Annotated in this window: 13 protein-coding genes; 5 read left to right on the top strand and 8 right to left on the bottom strand. The window is 42.2% G+C overall.

All coding sequences use genetic code 11. The features are described from left to right. Window positions 1-76 precede the first annotated feature (76 nt). From uvrB to D9T12_RS09290, 3 genes are read left to right on the top strand one after another with little or no spacing between them, the layout of a single operon-like run. Window positions 77-2,110: an excinuclease ABC subunit UvrB gene (uvrB, locus tag D9T12_RS09300; RefSeq protein ID WP_130537916.1), complete on the top strand. Its 2,034-nt coding sequence runs from the start codon at window positions 77-79 to the stop codon at window positions 2,108-2,110. 2 nt (window positions 2,111-2,112) lie between these two features. Continuing rightward, window positions 2,113-2,679 carry a YfgM family protein gene (locus tag D9T12_RS09295; protein WP_130537915.1) on the top strand — a complete coding sequence of 189 codons (567 nt, stop codon included), beginning with the start codon at window positions 2,113-2,115 and terminating at the stop codon, window positions 2,677-2,679. Window positions 2,680-2,687: 8 nt separating this feature from the next. Further along, window positions 2,688-3,881 (top strand): L,D-transpeptidase family protein, encoded by a 1,194-nt coding sequence (locus tag D9T12_RS09290; protein ID WP_130537914.1) that lies wholly within the window; start codon window positions 2,688-2,690, stop codon window positions 3,879-3,881. A 395-nt stretch (window positions 3,882-4,276) separates the two neighbouring features. On the opposite strand, the gene D9T12_RS09285 is transcribed toward D9T12_RS09290, so the two are convergent. The 4 genes from D9T12_RS09285 to D9T12_RS09270 form a co-directional block, all read right to left on the bottom strand. Continuing rightward, a complete protein-coding gene (locus D9T12_RS09285; RefSeq protein WP_130537913.1) occupies window positions 4,277-5,449 on the bottom strand; it encodes a PilT/PilU family type 4a pilus ATPase in 1,173 nt (390 codons plus the stop codon). Window positions 5,450-5,505: 56 nt separating this feature from the next. Further along, a complete protein-coding gene (locus tag D9T12_RS09280) occupies window positions 5,506-6,543 on the bottom strand; it encodes a type IV pilus twitching motility protein PilT (RefSeq protein WP_130537912.1) in 1,038 nt (345 codons plus the stop codon). A 230-nt stretch (window positions 6,544-6,773) separates the two neighbouring features. Next, window positions 6,774-7,232 (bottom strand): DNA polymerase III subunit chi, encoded by a 459-nt coding sequence (locus tag D9T12_RS09275; RefSeq protein ID WP_130537911.1) that lies wholly within the window; start codon window positions 7,230-7,232, stop codon window positions 6,774-6,776. A gap of 94 nt (window positions 7,233-7,326) precedes the next feature. Then, window positions 7,327-8,805 carry a leucyl aminopeptidase gene (locus D9T12_RS09270; protein WP_130537910.1) on the bottom strand — a complete coding sequence of 493 codons (1,479 nt, stop codon included), beginning with the start codon at window positions 8,803-8,805 and terminating at the stop codon, window positions 7,327-7,329. Window positions 8,806-9,350: 545 nt separating this feature from the next. On the opposite strand from D9T12_RS09270, the gene lptF reads away from it, so the two are divergent. Both lptF and lptG read left to right on the top strand, forming a co-directional pair. Next, the gene (lptF, locus tag D9T12_RS09265) at window positions 9,351-10,505 is read left to right on the top strand and encodes an LPS export ABC transporter permease LptF (RefSeq protein ID WP_165395083.1); all 1,155 of its coding nucleotides are present in this window, start codon (window positions 9,351-9,353) and stop codon (window positions 10,503-10,505) included. Continuing rightward, complete coding sequence (lptG, locus tag D9T12_RS09260) at window positions 10,502-11,593, top strand: LPS export ABC transporter permease LptG (RefSeq protein ID WP_240693166.1); 1,092 nt, start codon at window positions 10,502-10,504, stop codon at window positions 11,591-11,593. The genes lptF and lptG overlap by 4 nt, the downstream gene beginning before the upstream one ends. Before the next feature lie 144 nt (window positions 11,594-11,737). Here lptG and D9T12_RS09255 read toward each other — a convergent pair whose 3' ends face one another. The 4 genes from D9T12_RS09255 to galU all read right to left on the bottom strand — a co-directional run bounded on the left by D9T12_RS09255 (window position 11,738) and on the right by galU (window position 16,890). Beyond that, window positions 11,738-13,099 (bottom strand): phosphohexomutase domain-containing protein, encoded by a 1,362-nt coding sequence (locus D9T12_RS09255; RefSeq protein ID WP_130537907.1) that lies wholly within the window; start codon window positions 13,097-13,099, stop codon window positions 11,738-11,740. Window positions 13,100-13,215: 116 nt separating this feature from the next. Next, complete coding sequence (locus D9T12_RS09250; protein ID WP_130537906.1) at window positions 13,216-14,463, bottom strand: nucleotide sugar dehydrogenase; 1,248 nt, start codon at window positions 14,461-14,463, stop codon at window positions 13,216-13,218. Further along, window positions 14,453-16,015, bottom strand: coding sequence for a glucose-6-phosphate isomerase (gene pgi / locus D9T12_RS09245; RefSeq protein WP_130537905.1), 1,563 nt, complete (start codon window positions 16,013-16,015; stop codon window positions 14,453-14,455). Before pgi ends, D9T12_RS09250 begins: the two co-directional genes overlap by 11 nt. Beyond that, a complete protein-coding gene (gene galU, locus D9T12_RS09240; protein WP_130537904.1) occupies window positions 16,015-16,890 on the bottom strand; it encodes a UTP--glucose-1-phosphate uridylyltransferase GalU in 876 nt (291 codons plus the stop codon). The genes pgi and galU overlap by 1 nt, the downstream gene beginning before the upstream one ends. Window positions 16,891-16,999 lie beyond the last annotated feature (109 nt).

The following is a 16,999-nucleotide window of genomic DNA, read 5'->3' as shown; positions in this document are numbered from 1 at the left end:
TGCCGCTTGGCATCAAAAAAGTTTTAAAAATAATTAATTCGCATTTTACTGGATTTTATGTTTTAAGGGAACGATTGTGGCTGAGAAAGCGAAAATATTTGAACTGGTCTCAAACTACTCACCCAATGGCGACCAGCCGAAGGCTATTAAGCAGCTTGTGGAAGGCTTGGAAGATGGTGAAGCTTTCCAAACTCTGCTTGGAGTAACTGGTTCGGGGAAAACGTTTACGGTTGCCAACGTCATTGCTGAAGTTCAGCGACCTACGATTGTTTTGGCGCACAACAAAACGTTGGCGGCTCAATTGTATGGAGAACTGAAAGGTTTCTTTCCAAAGAATGCCGTTGAATATTTTGTTTCTTACTATGACTACTATCAACCTGAGGCTTATGTCCCTGCCTCAGATACCTACATTTCGAAAGATTCTTCAGTCAATGAACAGATTGAACAATTACGGTTGTCAGCGACTAAGGCGTTGTTAGAGCGTAAAGATGTTGTCTTGGTTGCCACGGTTTCAGCGATTTACGGTTTAGGTGATCCTGAAATGTACTTGAAAATGATTTTGCAGCTACGCTTAGGAGATCAAATTTCACAGAGGGATATTTTAAAGCGCCTAACATCTATGCAATACACTCGTAATGATGTTGAGCTTTGGCGTGGTACCTTTCGTGTTCGTGGTGATGTGATTGATATTTTCCCCGCCGAGGCGGAAGAATATGCGGTGCGTATTGAGCTTTTTGATGATGAGGTGGAAACCATTGCTTGGTTTGACCCTTTAACCGGTTCTGTAATGAGTAAACCGACTCGGATTGTCATTTATCCTAAAAGTCACTATGTGACACCTCATGAGCGAATTTTAGAGATGATTGAAAAGGTCAAAGATGAGTTGCGTGACCGTTTAGCAGAGTTGCGTTCGATGAATAAGTTGGTGGAAGAGCAGCGGCTAAATGAACGCACCAAGCTTGATTTAGAAATGATGATGGAGCTTGGTTATTGTCAGGGGATTGAAAACTATTCTCGCTATTTGTCGGGACGTGAAGCGGGGGAAGCTCCTCCGACTCTTGTGGATTATTTCCCAAAAGATGCTTTGTTGGTGATTGACGAGAGTCATGTGACAATTCCTCAAATTGGCGGTATGTACAAAGGAGATAGGTCTCGTAAAGAAAACTTAGTGAACTATGGTTTTCGTCTACCATCGGCTTTGGATAACCGTCCAATGAAATTTGAAGAGTTTGAAGCGCGTATGCCACAAACAATTTTTGTTTCGGCAACACCTGCACAATATGAAGCAGATCATAGTTCAAAAATTGTTGAGCAGGTAGTGAGACCAACAGGGCTGCTAGATCCTGAAATTGAAGTGCGCCCGGCGTCAACACAGGTTGATGATTTATTAGGTGAAATTCGGATTCGTGCCGAGGTTGGACAGCGAATTTTAGTGACCACCTTAACGAAAAGAATGGCTGAAAACCTAACGGAATATTTGGAAGATCACAATGTCCGTGTCCGTTACATGCATTCCGATATTGATACAGTGGAACGTATCGAAATCATTCGTGATTTACGTCTGGGAGAGTTTGATGTGTTGGTCGGAATTAATCTGCTTCGAGAAGGCTTGGATATCCCTGAAGTTTCTTTGGTAGCGATTTTAGATGCGGATAAAGAAGGTTTCTTGCGCTCGGAGCGTTCGTTAATCCAGACCATTGGACGAGCTGCGCGAAACCCAGAAGGAAGAGCAATCCTGTATGCGGATAAAATCACCAAGTCAATGGAGAAAGCAATTGGAGAGACTGAGCGTCGTCGTGAAAAGCAGATAGCGTATAACGAAGAACGCGGCATTGTTCCTCAAGCCCTGAACAAAAAAGTCAATGACATTTTGGAAGACTCACCTTATGTGGCGAAATCGTCCAAAAAGCAACCGGCCGGTAAAGCAGCTGAAAAGACAGCGCAATATCAAAAATCTGAAAAGTTATCGCCTGCAGAATTGGCGCGCAAAATCAAAAAACTGGAAAAACAGATGTATGAAGCTGCAAAAAATCTTGATTTCGAAACCGCAGCACAACTTCGTGACGAGGTAAAACACTACAAAAGCCAAGTCGTAGGGATTGGAGGTTAAGTATGAAGTTTGCACAATTCTTTATGATGCTTGGATGTTTGTCTGTTTGGCAGGTTTCTACTGCAGGTAAAGTTGTTTCGGCTCCGTTGAATGGCGTAAACAGTGCTCAAACAGAAGCCTCGCAACCGATACAAAATGAAGCATTTTTCCAAGCACATGACTTAATTCAAGCTTTCGAAAAGAACCCCTCAAATCTTAAGTTGGCCAAACAGGCGATTGAAAAGTTGAAACAATCGCTTCAGCAATCCTCTGAGCATGAACCAATTCTGAGAAAAGCAGCTATGAACAATTTGGCCGTATTACTGGTTCGTTTAAAACAATATGATGAAGCACGCGAGTGGTTGTTAAAGAGCTTGAATGAAGAGGAATGGGTAGCGACGACATTGGAAAATTTAAATCAACTTTATGCCTACGAAGCGCAACAAGCTTACAAGGAGGTGTTTGAAAAGTCAGTGGTCCAAACTCCCAGAGGGGAGTTTTTGAGAACCCCTCCTAGAGCTTCACAGGCTGATCAAAGGTCTTCAAGCAATAAGCAAGTTGCACCTGAAATAAATGTTGAAGGAAAATAGGTTTTATTTTGTTTACGTTAGCATTTCAAGGCTTCAAACAGGAATCTCTATCCAAGAAGTGGGCGCAAGTACCGGCCGGTAAGAAATTTTTAGGCTATATTTCGGTCTTGTTTTTGAGCTTTTTTATGCCTGTTGCTTGGGCTCAGTCTGAGTCAAGTGAGCCAAACCATTTGCATTCGAGTGTTCAAGAAACAGAGCGCCAATTGCTTGCAGGTTTTTATGCTCTGAAGAATTTACAGATTGAGCAATCGATTGAACAGTTTTCTGAACTTTCAGAAACCGCTCCTTCCTACAAATTGGCAAAAATGCTTAAAGCCGATCTGTTGTCAATTCAAGCTGGACAGTCATTATCCAAGCAACGCTTTCGCGCGCATTACCTGAAAACAATTGCCGCTTTGAAAAATGAGGCGCGTGTACGTTGGCAGTTTTCGGAGAACTCCGCTGTTTATATTCCGCCGTTAGAGAATTTTCTGCTTAAGAGTGCCGATCAACCTTATGTCGTGTTTGTGGATATTGCTCATAGGCGCTTGCATTTATATCGTCAGGTAGAAAAACACTGGGTTAAGCTGGAAGATTTTTATATTTCTATTGGTGCACAAGGAACAGGAAAGCTAAAAGAAGGAGATCGACGAACGCCGTTAGGTGTTTATCTGATTTCTGATGTGATTGAAACATCACGGTTGCCGGACTTTTATGGCAGTGGAGCCTTGCCAATAAACTATCCAAATTTATGGGATCGGACGCAGAATCGAACGGGTTCTGGAATTTGGTTGCACGGTGTTCCGAGTGATACCTATGCTAGAAACCCAGATGCGAGTCGAGGATGTGTGGTTTTGACCAATGATGCGATGACCACCCTAATGGAAACCTATTCTTTACCTTTATCAACGCCTGTTATTTTGTGGGACAGTCAAAAGCGAGGAGAGCCAAGGATCCAAGTTGTTGCTAATGACTCGGTATTGTCATCACTCAAGTCTAAAATCACCGATGAGTCGGCAGAAGTGGATTGGAAAACGGTATCTATTTATAAATATCCCAATGAGAAATCACTGTATTTAGTTACCCTTAAGACAAAACAAACAAATGTTTTAGAACATCAATATTGGCGTTATCATCAAAGTCCGAATTCTGTCAATCATTATCAATGGCGGTTAGAAGCTCAAGCGCAAGAGCCAATTGAGATTCGGTATGAATTTAAGTAGTCGACTCTGAATAACTGGCTTTGCCATAAATTAAACGAGTTATTCAGAATCGACTAAGTAAGAGTGCCGAGAATTTTTCAAGTTCTCGGCATTAGGTTCAGTAAGGTACTGAACATAGTTTTTGTTGAGGATTACTCTAGGGTCTGTTGACAATTCAGACTTGACTCTGTTGCTGCTTAAAAATGCAGCAATCGCGACGCTCAGAGCGTAGTTTGGTTATTCCAAATAAGCGATAGGCAACAAAGAGTGCTACATTTTTAAGCGCAACCCGAGGGCTCAAGCCATTTTTGCCCCAGCAGTGTTAGAAATTCGCTCAAATAGAATAACTATTCCACGCTCTTTCTGCCTTGCTGGAACGAAAAATGGTTTGAGCAATTATGAATTGTCAACAGACCCTAGTCTTGTTCCTCTTCCTCTGTTTTTTGCATACTGAATTGAGGGGTGTCGTCAAAGGCGCCAAATTCATTTCTCGGCGGTGGGCGTTTGCTTTTTAGTTTAATTTCTAGACGCAAATCATTCATTGCATCGGCATTTTTTAACGCATCTTCATAGCTGATCTGGCCGGATTCGTACAGATTGAAAAGCGACTGGTCAAATGTTTGCATGCCCTGAGCGGTTGAGTTTTTAATCTGATCTTTGATTTCTGTCACCTCACCTTTTAAAATTAACTGAGAGATGCGAGGGGTATTTAACATGACCTCAACTGCTGCAATTAATCCGCCGCCAATTTTTGGAACTAGCCGCTGTGAGACAATCATGCGTAAGTTCAAGGATAAATCCAACAGAATGTGGTTTTTCTGATTTGGAGGGAAAAAGTTAATGATTCGATCGAGTGCTTGGTTGGTATTGTTTGCGTGCAATGTCGATAGACATAAATGCCCAGTTTCTGCAAATGCAATAGCGTGTTCCATGGTTTCTTGAGCACGAATCTCACCAATCAAGATAACATCTGGCGCTTGTCGCAAGGTATTTTTCAAAGCTGCTTCATAGGATTCTGTATCCACACCGACTTCCCGTTGAGTCACAATTGAGCTTTTATGACGGTGCATAAATTCGATTGGGTCTTCAATGGTAATAATGTGGTTGTGGGTTTCAGTATTACGTATGTCAACGAGTGTCGCCAAACTGGTGGATTTACCCGAACCAGTTCCCCCAACAAAAAGAATTAGCCCACGTTTTTTTAGAATTTGTTCCTTGAGAACTTCTGGCAAATTAAGTTCGTTAAAATCTGGAATTTCTGTTTTAACGTTACGGATAACCATCCCTGGTGTGCCACGTTGCACGTAAACATTGACACGGTAACGCCCATGACCTGGGATTTGGAAAGCAAAGTTAGATTCTGAGTGTTCAATAAAATCGTCAAGTTGCTCCGCATTCATTAACTCAGCACAAAGATCACTTGCTTGTTTTGGTGTGACCTTGTGTTCGGTTAATTGAACCAGATTACCGTCTTTCTTCATCGTGATTGGCAAGCCTGCAGTAACAAACAAGTCTGAGCCGCCATTTTGAGAGAAATAGACAAGGATTTGTTGAAGTTCTGAAAGTTGTTCTGTATCAATGGTTTGCATAATGGACGCTCACTAAGGCGAATGTTTTAACAATCAAAATTTACTCACTGTAAGGTTTAGTTGAATAGGTTTTTGTTGACGGCTTTTCGTTTCGCTGCTTCGGCAGTGATGGTGCCATCTTGAACCAATTCTAAAAGGTTTTGGTCAAGCGTTTGCATTCCTTGAGCATTAGCGGTTTGTATGACTGAATACATTTGGGCTATTTTGGCTTCACGAATTAAGTTACGGATCGCATTGTTCGACAGCATGATTTCATGTGCAGCGACACGCCCTCCGGTTGACTTCTTTAGAAGTGTTTGTGAAATAACGGCCTTAATTGATTCAGAGAGCATTGAACGAACCATCTCTTTTTCTTCAGCAGGGAATACATCGATAACACGGTCAATGGTTTTTGCTGCTGATGAGGTGTGTAAGGTTCCAAAGACTAAATGCCCCGTTTCGGCTGCAGTTAAGGCTAGGCGAATCGTTTCAAGGTCTCGCATTTCCCCGACAAGAATCACATCTGGGTCTTCACGAAGTGCCGAGCGTAGCGAGTTTTCAAAACTTTTAGTGTCTCGGTGAACTTCACGTTGGTTAATCAAGGCGCGTTTGGGGGTATGAACGAACTCAATCGGGTCTTCAATGGTTAAGATGTGAGAGGAGAAATTATCATTGATGTAGTCAATCATTGCTGCCAGAGTCGTGGATTTACCCGAACCTGTAGGGCCGGTCACTAGGACAATACCTCGTGGCAGACTAGAGATGTCTTTAAATATTTCAGGGGCATTCAGTTGTTCTAAGGTGAGAACGGTGCTTGGGATGGTACGAAAAACTCCGCCAATTCCTCGGTTCTGCATAAAGACATTGACACGAAAACGCGCAATATTTGGCAATTCGAATGAGAAGTCAGCCTCTAAATTAGTTTCAAAGTCGCGTCGTTGATTATCACTCATGACATCGTAGATCATTTTTTGTAACTCTTCGCCATCGATGGCAGGTGCATCAATCCGTTGGATATCACCGTTAATTCTTAAAATAGGGGGCTGCCCACTGGAAAGGTGCAAATCTGAGGCGCCTTGTTGAACGCCAAACTCCAATAATTGAGTAATATCCATCTGATTTCCTTTACGATTAATCAGGTTTCGACAAATTTATATTCAAATGATTATAGAAGAAGTTTCAGAAAAGTCGGTCGTTTTACTATGGGAATGTAAAAAAAACAGTTTAAATTTGCGGGAAATCAAACTTTCCCGGACTCTGGTGATTAATAAACAAGTACCGGCCGGTAAAGAATAGTGAGGGATGAAGACTTATTTGTTGTGATAAGTGCCCAAGTCAAAAGCTTCTAGTCAAATCCAATTTTATGAATGGTTGGTTCAATACCACTTTTTCGATAGGCTTTCCAACGTTCTCGTCCCATCTGTAGTAAATAAGCCGACTGGTCCAATACTTCAATGGTCCTTTGGTATTCTCCAAAAAACTCAGGGAATTCAGGGTGAAGATTAATCAACACGTCCTTATCAAGTTTGTTGGGGGTGGGCTTCTCGGAAAAAAGCTGAATTGGTGCAGGGTATTGCTGTTCAATGGCATGGGGAAGAAAGGCTGTCGGTTTCCAAGCCCATAGTTGACGATCAAAACGATTGACTTCATCAGTGCTGCCAAAACGGACAACAGATTTACGTTGCTTTTTATAAATGGTGTTGATTAGTTTGCAGACAAAAGCTTCTCTAGCTTCTGCTGTGTCACTGTTCAATACATAAAAAAGAACATCTTTAGGGGGTTGAGGTGAAGCGGTTTCTGTCATGAAAGATAGGTACGTTTAACTGAAATTGAGAAGGTACTTGAGCTTCCCAGTAATCTTGCGATTGGTACTGTGAAGCTCAAGCGTTAGGAGATGATTATCCGGCCTTATGCTTTAAAAAGTCGACCAGCGCTGGAACTGGACGGCCTGTCGCACCTTTATTGGTACCGGATGTCCAAGCTGTACCAGCAATGTCTAAGTGTGCCCATTCAACCTCTTTTGTAAAACGTGCTAAGAATTGAGCAGCGGTAATTGTGCCACCTGGACGTCCACCGATATTTGCCATGTCTGCAAAGTTGGATTTTAGTTGCTCATCCCATTCTTCGCCTAAAGGGAGTTGCCAGAACCGGTCATAGGTGTCATTACCGGAACTTAACAAATCGTCAACCAGTGTTTGGTTGTTCCCCATGATACCTGACACATGATGCCCTAAGGCAATAATGCAAGCGCCTGTCAAAGTCGCAATATCGATGACTTGTTTTGGCTGATAGGTTTTCTGTGCATAGGTTAAAGCATCGCAAAGAATCAGGCGGCCTTCTGCATCTGTATTTAGGATTTCAATCGTTTGGCCTGACATAGATGTAACGACATCTCCTGGTTTTACCGCGTTACCGGCCGGCATATTTTCAGTCGATGGAATTATCCCAACGACATTAATCTCTGGCTTAAGTTCTCCGAGCGCCTTAAATACGCCAAGAACCGTTGCAGCACCACCCATATCGTATTTCATTTCATCCATGGAAGCACCCGGTTTCAGTGAAATACCGCCGGTATCAAATGTTACACCTTTACCAACTAATGCAATCGGTGCATCGTTTGCGTTTGCGCCTTTGTACTCTAAGCAGATTAATTTAGGGGGTTGGTCACTGCCTTGGGCGACGGAAAGAAATGAACCCATGCCTAATTCTTCCATTTGAGCGCGTTCAAGAATGTTGACAGTGAAGCCATATTGCTGGCCTAAATCTTCCGCTGTAGAAGCAAGATAAGTCGGTGTGCAGAAGTTGGCTGGCATATTTGCAAGGTCTTGGGTTAAGCTCATGCCAATTGCAGAAGACTGAGCTTGTCCAATAATTTGCTCAGCGTTCTCAATTTCTCCTACAAACGTCACCTTGTCCAAGTTATTTTCGTTGGCAGTGAAATCGCCGCGACTTGGATGTTGATAATCATATTGTGCAGTCTGCAACATAAGAGCGTTTTGATATAGCGCCCAAGCAGCATCGCTGTCTTGTGTGGCAATGCTTAAGGTGTGATAAAGCCAATTTGTCCCTGTTTCCAGAATGCTGGAAATTGTTTTTTTCATGGTTTCGATAAAGGCTTTTCGGCTCAGTTTTTCAGTTTCTCCCAAAGAAACGAACCAGACTCGAGTAAAGCCGGCAAGGTTTTTCAGCATTATTTGACTACCGACTTTGGTCGATAGATCTTTATCAGCGATAGCTGTAGAGACCGCTGAGGTCAGTTCACTATTGCTATTCAACGTTGAGTCCGAACCTATTAATTGACCGGAATTGTCGACACCAATAAGAAGTGTATCGCAGTCTTGGTGAGCAGTGTTTAGCCTGAATTGTATTCTTTTCATGATTTTCTCTTGTTCTGTCATTATGTTGATAGTTTGCACGAAATCTTACGCGATAGTAGGGGAATCAAGCAAGTGAGATTTTGGACTAGGGTCTGTTGAAAATTCATAATTAGGCTCTGCTCAAACCATTTTTCGTTCCAGCAAGGCTGAAAGAGCGCGGAATAGTTATTCTATTTGAGCGAATTTCTAACTCTGCTGGGGCAAAAATGGCTTGAGCCCTCGGGTTGCACTTAAAAATGTAGCACTCTTTGTTGCTTATCGCTTATTTGGAATAACCAAACTACGCTCTGAGCGTCGCGATTGCTGCATTTTTAAGTAGCAACAGAGTCAAGTCTGAATTTTCAACAGACCCTAGAGTTTAAGGTTGATTTTCAACAGGGCATAAATAAAACGTTTGCTAGCGTCTTTGTAAAGTTTCAGTGAGGGATGCAGAATGACGTTATAATTTTGCGCGGGTCTGTCGTGAACAAGTAGAGCTGTAATCTAGTAAACATAAGATTATTCACAGGCCTTTAAGTTTCGTATCGATCAAAAAAGGTTCAATTTTGTTTTTTGGAATTCTGCAAAGGGCACTGTTAAAAGAATTACTAGCAACTTTTCTAGCTGTGCTGGTGGTTTTGTTATTGATCACGTTTGGTTCAGAGGTCACTCGTGTTCTTGCAAAAGCGGTAAGGGGAGATATCCCCGTTGACCTTGTGATGGATTTAATGATCTTCAAACTTGTTCGTGCTCAGGACGTCGTTTTACCTTTGGTCGCACTCATCGCGGTCATGCTGACGTTTGGCAGAATGCATCAAGATCAAGAAATTGTGGTCATGCAGACAGGAGGGATTGGTCCGGGTTTCTTCCGTAAAACAGTGGTTCTTTTTTTAATTCCGCTAACGCTTTTACTTTATTGGGTGATGCTTTTCGTGTTTCCTTGGAGCTATCAAAATGAGCGTACTTTAATCAATGATGCCCTGAGCAAGAATAGTTATGTCAATATAGAAGCGGCAACCTTTAATGAATTGGTAAATAACCAAGGGGTTATTTATGCACAAGAGGTGTCCAATGATGGTCGAATGTCACAGGTTTGGGTTTCACTGAAAACTTCTGAAAATGATTTAATTCTGACCGCACGAGAAGGCCAGTTTATTCGGAATGCAGATGAGGTGATTTTGTCATTAAAGAATGGGTGGCGCTATTCTAATTTACGAGTAATGACGAGTGATGAGCTTGCCTCCAATCGCAAGCCATTGGAAGTCCAGAAATTTGAACATTTTGAGGGTATTCTTCCCAAGACGGTCGCCAGTTATCGGTATGCCAAGATCGATGAGAAACCGATTGAAGAGCTTTGGCTGTATCAAACTTCAAGAGAAAGAGCGCTTTTGCACTCTCGTTTGAGCATTCCGTTATCAATTTTAGTTTTGGGACTTATTGGTTTGCGATTATCAAAAACAGGGCCTAGACAGGGGCGTTTTGCCAAACTGTTTATTGCACTCTTGATATTCATTATTTACAACCAGTTAGTATTGTCAGCAGATGATATTGCCAAAGAAGGTGGTTCACCTGTTTGGTTCTGGCTGATTCCTTCGGTTTTTATGCTTTGGGCGCTTGGTTGGGATCAGAAGTTTGCCAAAATTTGGAAAAGAAATTCCATTCAATCCAAAAAACAACGAGGTTCATCTTGCCCAAAGGATCAATTCGGTAATCCATTATGAATCGCGTAGAACGTTATCTGTCATCTGTTTTAGTTGTCCATTTTCTTTTGGTCTTGTTGGTGTTACTGGCCTTAATCGGTTTTACAGAGTTTATGAATCAGTTAGATGATTTAACGGATGACTATGCTGTTGAATTAGCAGCGATTTATGTGCTTTTGAAATTGCCAAATTATATTGTGCAATTGTTCCCGGTTGCCTTGCTGATTGGTACGCTTATGGGGATGGGAAATCTGGCAAACCACTCCGAATTAACGGTTTTAAGGGTTACCGGTTGGTCTATTCGGCGAATTTTTTTAGCCGTGATTAAAGTGGCATTATTGCTTTGGGTGTTTGTGACCATAATGGGTGAGACGATCGGTGTTAATGCAGAAACTTATGCCAATAAACTTCGTGCAGAGTCATTAAATAAACAGTTTTCGCTTGGACAGTCCAATGGGTTTTGGGTAAAAAATAATCAAAGATTTATAGAAATTGGTCAAGCGATTTCCAATCAAGATTTACGTGATGTTGTAATTTATCACCTCCAGAAAGGAGAGTTAACGAAGCAGGCAAGCTATCCTCAAGTCCGTTTTGAGAGTGGACAATGGATAGGACGAAATGGCGTGAAAAAGACATTGGATTGGATGGTGAAACCTGAAGTTCCTGAGCTAAAGTGGATCGACTATCAGTACGAGAACTTAAACTCTGTTCAATTGTCTTTACCTTTTCTGCCGGCAGACTTGGAAAAGTTGACGGTGAAAAGTACAAGCTTAAATCTGATTCAGCTTCAAGAACAGATTGATTTTTTGCAGGTCAATGGTGGAGACCCGAGTACGCTGAAAATGGCTTATTGGAATAAATTGGCATCACCATTGGTTGTGCTTGCAATGATTGCGATTGTTTTCCCATTAATTTTTGGTTCTCAGCGACAGGTGAGTATGGGACAGCGAATATTTATTGGGGTTTTGATCGGGTTGTTATTTCATCTTGGTAATCAGTTAATTGGAAATTTAAGTGCGGTGTATCAATTGCCTGCTGTAATGGCCGCATTTATACCGGCCGGTATCTTATTAATTGTGGCGTTACTTTGGTTGAGGCTGCAAAGATAAATAGTCGACTCTGAATAACTGGCTTTGCCATAAATTAAACGAGTTATTCAGAATTGACTAAATAGTGGATTGAGTGCAATTATTTTGTTGTGCCGGTCAATAACAAAAGTCACCGGCCGGTAATCTTGTCAAAGAATTAAATAACTAACCGATACGTTCGATAATCGCCTCAATCTCTTTGACTTTTGCAGCAACCAATTCAGGATTGCCGCGAGATTCAACGTTTAGGCGTAGCAGAGGCTCCGTATTTGATGTTCGCATATTCATGCGCCATTCTTTGAATTCATAGCCAATGCCGTCGGTTGGATCAATTACAGGGTTGAGAGGCAGGTAAGCCGCTTCAACAGCCTGCATGATTGCTTTGGCATTAGTGACTTTGTAGTTCAGCTCGCCACTGCATGGGAATCGTTTGGCACGATCTCCGATTAAATCGGATAACGTTTTCCCCGTTTTGCTCATCAGTTCTGCTATGAGCAGCCAAGGAATCATGCCACTGTCGCAGTAAAAGAAATCCCGAAAGTAGTGATGAGCAGACATTTCACCGCCGTAAATGGCATTTTCTGTACGCATCATGTCTTTAATAAATGAATGACCTGTTCTGCATTGTAAAGGGATTCCACCAGATTCTGTGACTTGCTCGATGGTGTTCCACGTCATGCGTGGGTCGTAAATAATTTTTTCGCCTGGATTTCTTTCTAGAAGGGTTTTCGCCAGAAGACCGACTAAATAATAACCTTCAATAAAATAGCCGGTTTCATCAAATAAAAAACAGCGGTCAAAATCACCATCCCAAGCAACTGCAAAATCGGCTTGATTTTCTTTAAGTGCATTTGCCGTTACTTCGCGGTTTTCAAATAACATCGGGTTTGGAATGCCATTCGGGAAATTGCCGTCAGGCTCGTGTTGCATTCGAATAAATTCGAAGGGCAGGTGTTTGGCTAGTTGATCGAATGTTGGGCCGGCTGCACCATTCCCAGCATTTACCAGGATTTTCAGGGGTTTTAGTTCGTCTAAATCAATTAAGCCAAGTAGATGCTGGATATAAGCGGATTTGTCATGTATTTCAACGAGTGGTGTCGGTGTTGGCACTGTTTCACAGAAACTTTGAGAAGCCATTGTTGTTTTAATGTCTTTCAAGCCAGAGTCTTGACCAATGGGCTGTGATCCATTTTTAACCAACTTCATGCCGTTGTAGCCTTTGGGGTTGTGGCTGGCGGTGATCATGATTCCGCCATCGGCTTGATAGTGAGAGGTTGCAAAATACACTTCTTCCGTGCCACAAAGTCCTAAATGAAGTACTTGTACGCCGCTTTCGGCAAAGCCACGACAGAGTGCTTCATTCAGTTCAGGCCCTTCTTGGCGAATATCATGGCCAACAACAAGTGTCTTGGGTTGGAAAACTGTGCTGTAGGCACGTGCAAGATCGTAAGCAAAATCGGCATTGAGAACGTCTGGTACGCGACCGCGAATATCATAGGCTTTAATGCAATCTAAACTATAAGTCATTGAATTATCCAGATGTGAGATTCAGAGGATGTATGAAAAAAGGGCGGTTTTGGCCGGATTTATACCGGCCGGTATTTATTTCAGCAGAATAAATGGGCTGTTGAGTGGTTTGTCAGTTATTTTCGACCCACACCAAAGTATGTAAAACCAAGTGATTTTAAATGCTCAGGATCATATAGATTTCGGCCGTCGGCTATCACCGAGTGCTTCATTCGTTGTTGCATCTCTGAAAAATCTGGAGACCAGAATTGTTTCCATTCTGTCAAAACACACAAAGCATCAGAGTTGTCCAGTGCGTTGTAGGGATCATCAAAAATATGCAACTGCGAACGTTGCTGTTCTGATAGATAGGTTTGACACCACTGGTCGAATGACTTTCCTAACTTTGGGTCATAGATATTGACTTGGCACCCTTGGTGCAATAAGGCTTCAATCATCACTAAGCTCGGTGCACCTTTTATGGAGCTACTGTTTGGTTTGTAGCTAATCCCCCAAAGGGCAATTTGCTTATTGGTGAGTTGGCAATCGAAATGTTTCCAGAGCTTGCGGAAAAGAAGTTCTTTTTGGGTATGGTTGATATTTGCTACAGAGCGTAGCAAATTCTCTTGTGATCCCGTTTTGTCAATTAACGCTTGGACACGTTCTAAGTCCATTTCGAGGTGCTCACCACCGAAGCCAACCCCAGGATAAAGGTAAGAAAAACCAATGCGTTGGTCTGAACCAAGACCTTGACGGACTTGTTCAATATCCGCTCCCATTTCTTCCGCAACCAGAGCAAGTTCATTCATAAGACTAATGCGAGTTGCAATTAACACGTTTGTGGCGTATTTAGTTAAGATTGCTGAATCTGGAGACATGACAATCGAAACATCGCGGTTACGATTGAAGGGTGACATTAAGCGTTTAAAGTCTTCAGTTGCATGTTCATCTTCACTGCCAATAATAATTCGATCAGGTCTTGTAAAGGCATTAATGGCATTCCCGTCAGCTGCAAAATCAGGATTCACAATAAAGGGTAGTTTAGCTGTGTCAATGACTTGATGAGACAATGGAAAGCCAAAGTTGGATCGAAGTACTAAATAGCTATCTTTTTGGGCTTTTTCGCTTAACTGTTCGGCAATCACTACTGCATCTTGACAGGCACCAGAAGGCAGTGAAATAAAGTGGAAGTTGGCTTCTTGGTTAAACTGCTCAGAAACCTTCAAAAAACCGGCTTTCAATTGTTTCTTTAGCAGCTTTGAAAGGTTCGGTTCAGCAATAGATTCTGGAATGTTTCCAATTAAAGTCACTTGGTTACCGGTTTCCGCCAAGCAACCTGCGGTGACCAGTGCAGAAATGGTTGAGCCAAAAACATTAATTTGCATAGGTGTGCTCCCAGATTTGTTTCAAAATGCCTTGAGTTGAACCGTCTAAATGGTCGGCTTGTTTTTGTTCAATCGAATCTAAAATGTTCAAGGCGATTTTTTTACCGAGTTCCACGCCCCATTGATCAAAGGGGTTGATGTTCCAAACGACTGATTGTGTGAAAACTTTGTGTTCGTATAGGGCGACTAGCATGCCGAGGTGATAGGCATCTACTCGGTCTAAAAGCAGCGTATTCGAAACTTGATTTCCAGGATAGTGTTTATGTGGGTCATCACTTTCTTGACCGACCATCATGGCGCGACTTTGTGCAAGGCAGTTGGCGATATTTAAGTTCTGATGGAATTGCGCACGTTCGTCAGTTCCTTGTCCTTCTTTAAATAAAATAAAGTCAGACATGACACGTTCCGTTCCTTGGTGTAACAGCTGATAGAAAGCATGTTGTGCATTCGGGCCAACTTCACCCCACAAAATCGGGCAAGTTCGATAGTCAACAAATTCACCGTCTCGTTGAGTGTGCTTGCCGTTGGATTCCATTTCCAACTGTTCTAGATAGCCTGCAAAATGCTTAAGTCGGGAATCATAAGGAAGGATGGCTTGACCAGCTAAGTTCAAGAAGTTGGTATTCCATACACCAATGAGTCCGACCAAAGCCGGAAGGTTTTGTTCAATCGGTGCTTCTTGGAAATGGGTGTCCATATCATGAGCACCTTGAAGAAGGGTTTTGAATCCCTCCATTCCTTGTTGGATAGCAATGGTTAAACCGATCGATGACCAAAGCGAAAAACGACCACCAACCCAGTCCCAAAACTCTAATTGGTAATCTGGGAGAATACCCCATTCGCTCATTTTGGGGACATTGGTTGAGACGCCAATAAAATGGCGCATAACGGTCGTCGAGCAACCGCAATGGTCGAGCATCCATTCTTTGGCTGTCTCTGCTAGAGAGAGGGTGTCAATTGTAGTGAAGGATTTTGAAGCCACAACAAACAAAGTGGTTTCAGGATTAAGTTTAGCCAGAATCGACTGAAGCTGACGACCGTCGAGTGTTGAAACGAAATGTACGTTAGGCGCATCCGGTTTTTTCTGCATTTCCAAGGCGTGCGTGACCATTAATGGACCTAAATCACTTCCTCCAACCCCAATGTTGACCACATCATAAATCGGTTTTCCTGAGTATCCTCGCATTTGCTTGGAGTGGAGTTCATGAACAATGTAGGCCATTTTATGCCATTGCAACTCAACCTCTGGCAAAGGTTCGCTTAGATTTCGAAGCGCTGTATGCCATGCGGCACGGCCTTCTGTGTGATTCAGTTTTTCACCGGAAATTAAGCGGTCAATCCAACCTTTTAGGTCGACTTCTTTTGCCAGTGACACTAATTGATTAAAGATTTCAGATGTAATTTTTTGTTTGGAGAAATCAAGCATTGCTCCAGGCATTGTGACATGAAATTGCTCAAATCGATTTTCGTCATCAAATAAAGATTTCAAATCTGTCGTTTGAAGGTTTTCAGCCAATTGGCTTAATTGGGAATAGGCCTGAGTATTTTTCATTAAGTCTCCTGAGCTATCGTAGCTAGCCATTCAGTAAATGAAGGTCCTAGTTCTGGATGTTGGCAAGCGAATTCATAAGTCGCTTGCAGATATCCTAGTTTATCACCACAGTCATAGCTTTTGCCTTCTAAACGATAAGCTTCTGCGCCTTGTGCTTTCATTAGGGTATCAATTGCATCTGTCAATTGAATTTCGCCGCCAGCGCCTTTTGGCGTCGTTCTAAGAATACCTAAAATGTCATTGTCTAAAATATACCGGCCGGTAACCGATAAGTTTGAAGGTGCTTTATCGACAGAGGGTTTTTCAACCATGTTTACCATTTCGGTGGATTCTGCAGGTGCAAGCTCTCTGCCTTGAATATCGACGATACCGTATTTGTATGTTTCTTCCTGTGGTACAGGTTCCACCATAATTTGGCTTTTTCGGTTTAATTGAAAAGCTTGAACCATTTTGGCTAAATCACAAGATTCTTCGTTCAAAATCACGTCTGGTAGCATGACAGCAAAGTCATCATCGCCAATAATTGGTGCGGCGCATAAAACTGCGTGACCAAGCCCAAGAGCAATGGGTTGGCGAACCGAGATAATATTGGCATCACCGGGAAGAATGTTGTCAATAATGTCTAACAAAGCAAGTTTGTTTTTTTCGACGAGCGTTTTGTTTAACTCATAGTTGTGATCGAAATGGTTTTCGATAGCGCCTTTTGAAGAATGGGTGACCAAAATAATGTCCGTAAATCCAGCGCGAATGGCCTCAGCAACCACATATTGAATAAGAGGTTTGTCGACGAGCGTAATCATCTCTTTTGGAATGGCTTTGGTTGCAGGCAGGAATCGTGTTCCTAATCCTGCAACAGGGATAACAACTTTTTTCATATTTCACTCTGTTTTATTGTATGTGGACTATGGTTTTATGCATTCTAACGATTCATTCGCAATTTTGCATATCTAAGCGTGCAAAATTTATAAATCCTTCATCAAAGAA

This window comes from Thiomicrorhabdus indica (genome assembly GCF_004293625.1).
In the GTDB taxonomy this organism is placed as follows: Bacteria; Pseudomonadota; Gammaproteobacteria; order Thiomicrospirales; family Thiomicrospiraceae; genus Thiomicrorhabdus; species Thiomicrorhabdus indica.
The sequence above is the reverse complement of the archived record's forward strand: the minus strand, read 5'-3'. Positions and strand labels throughout refer to the sequence as shown.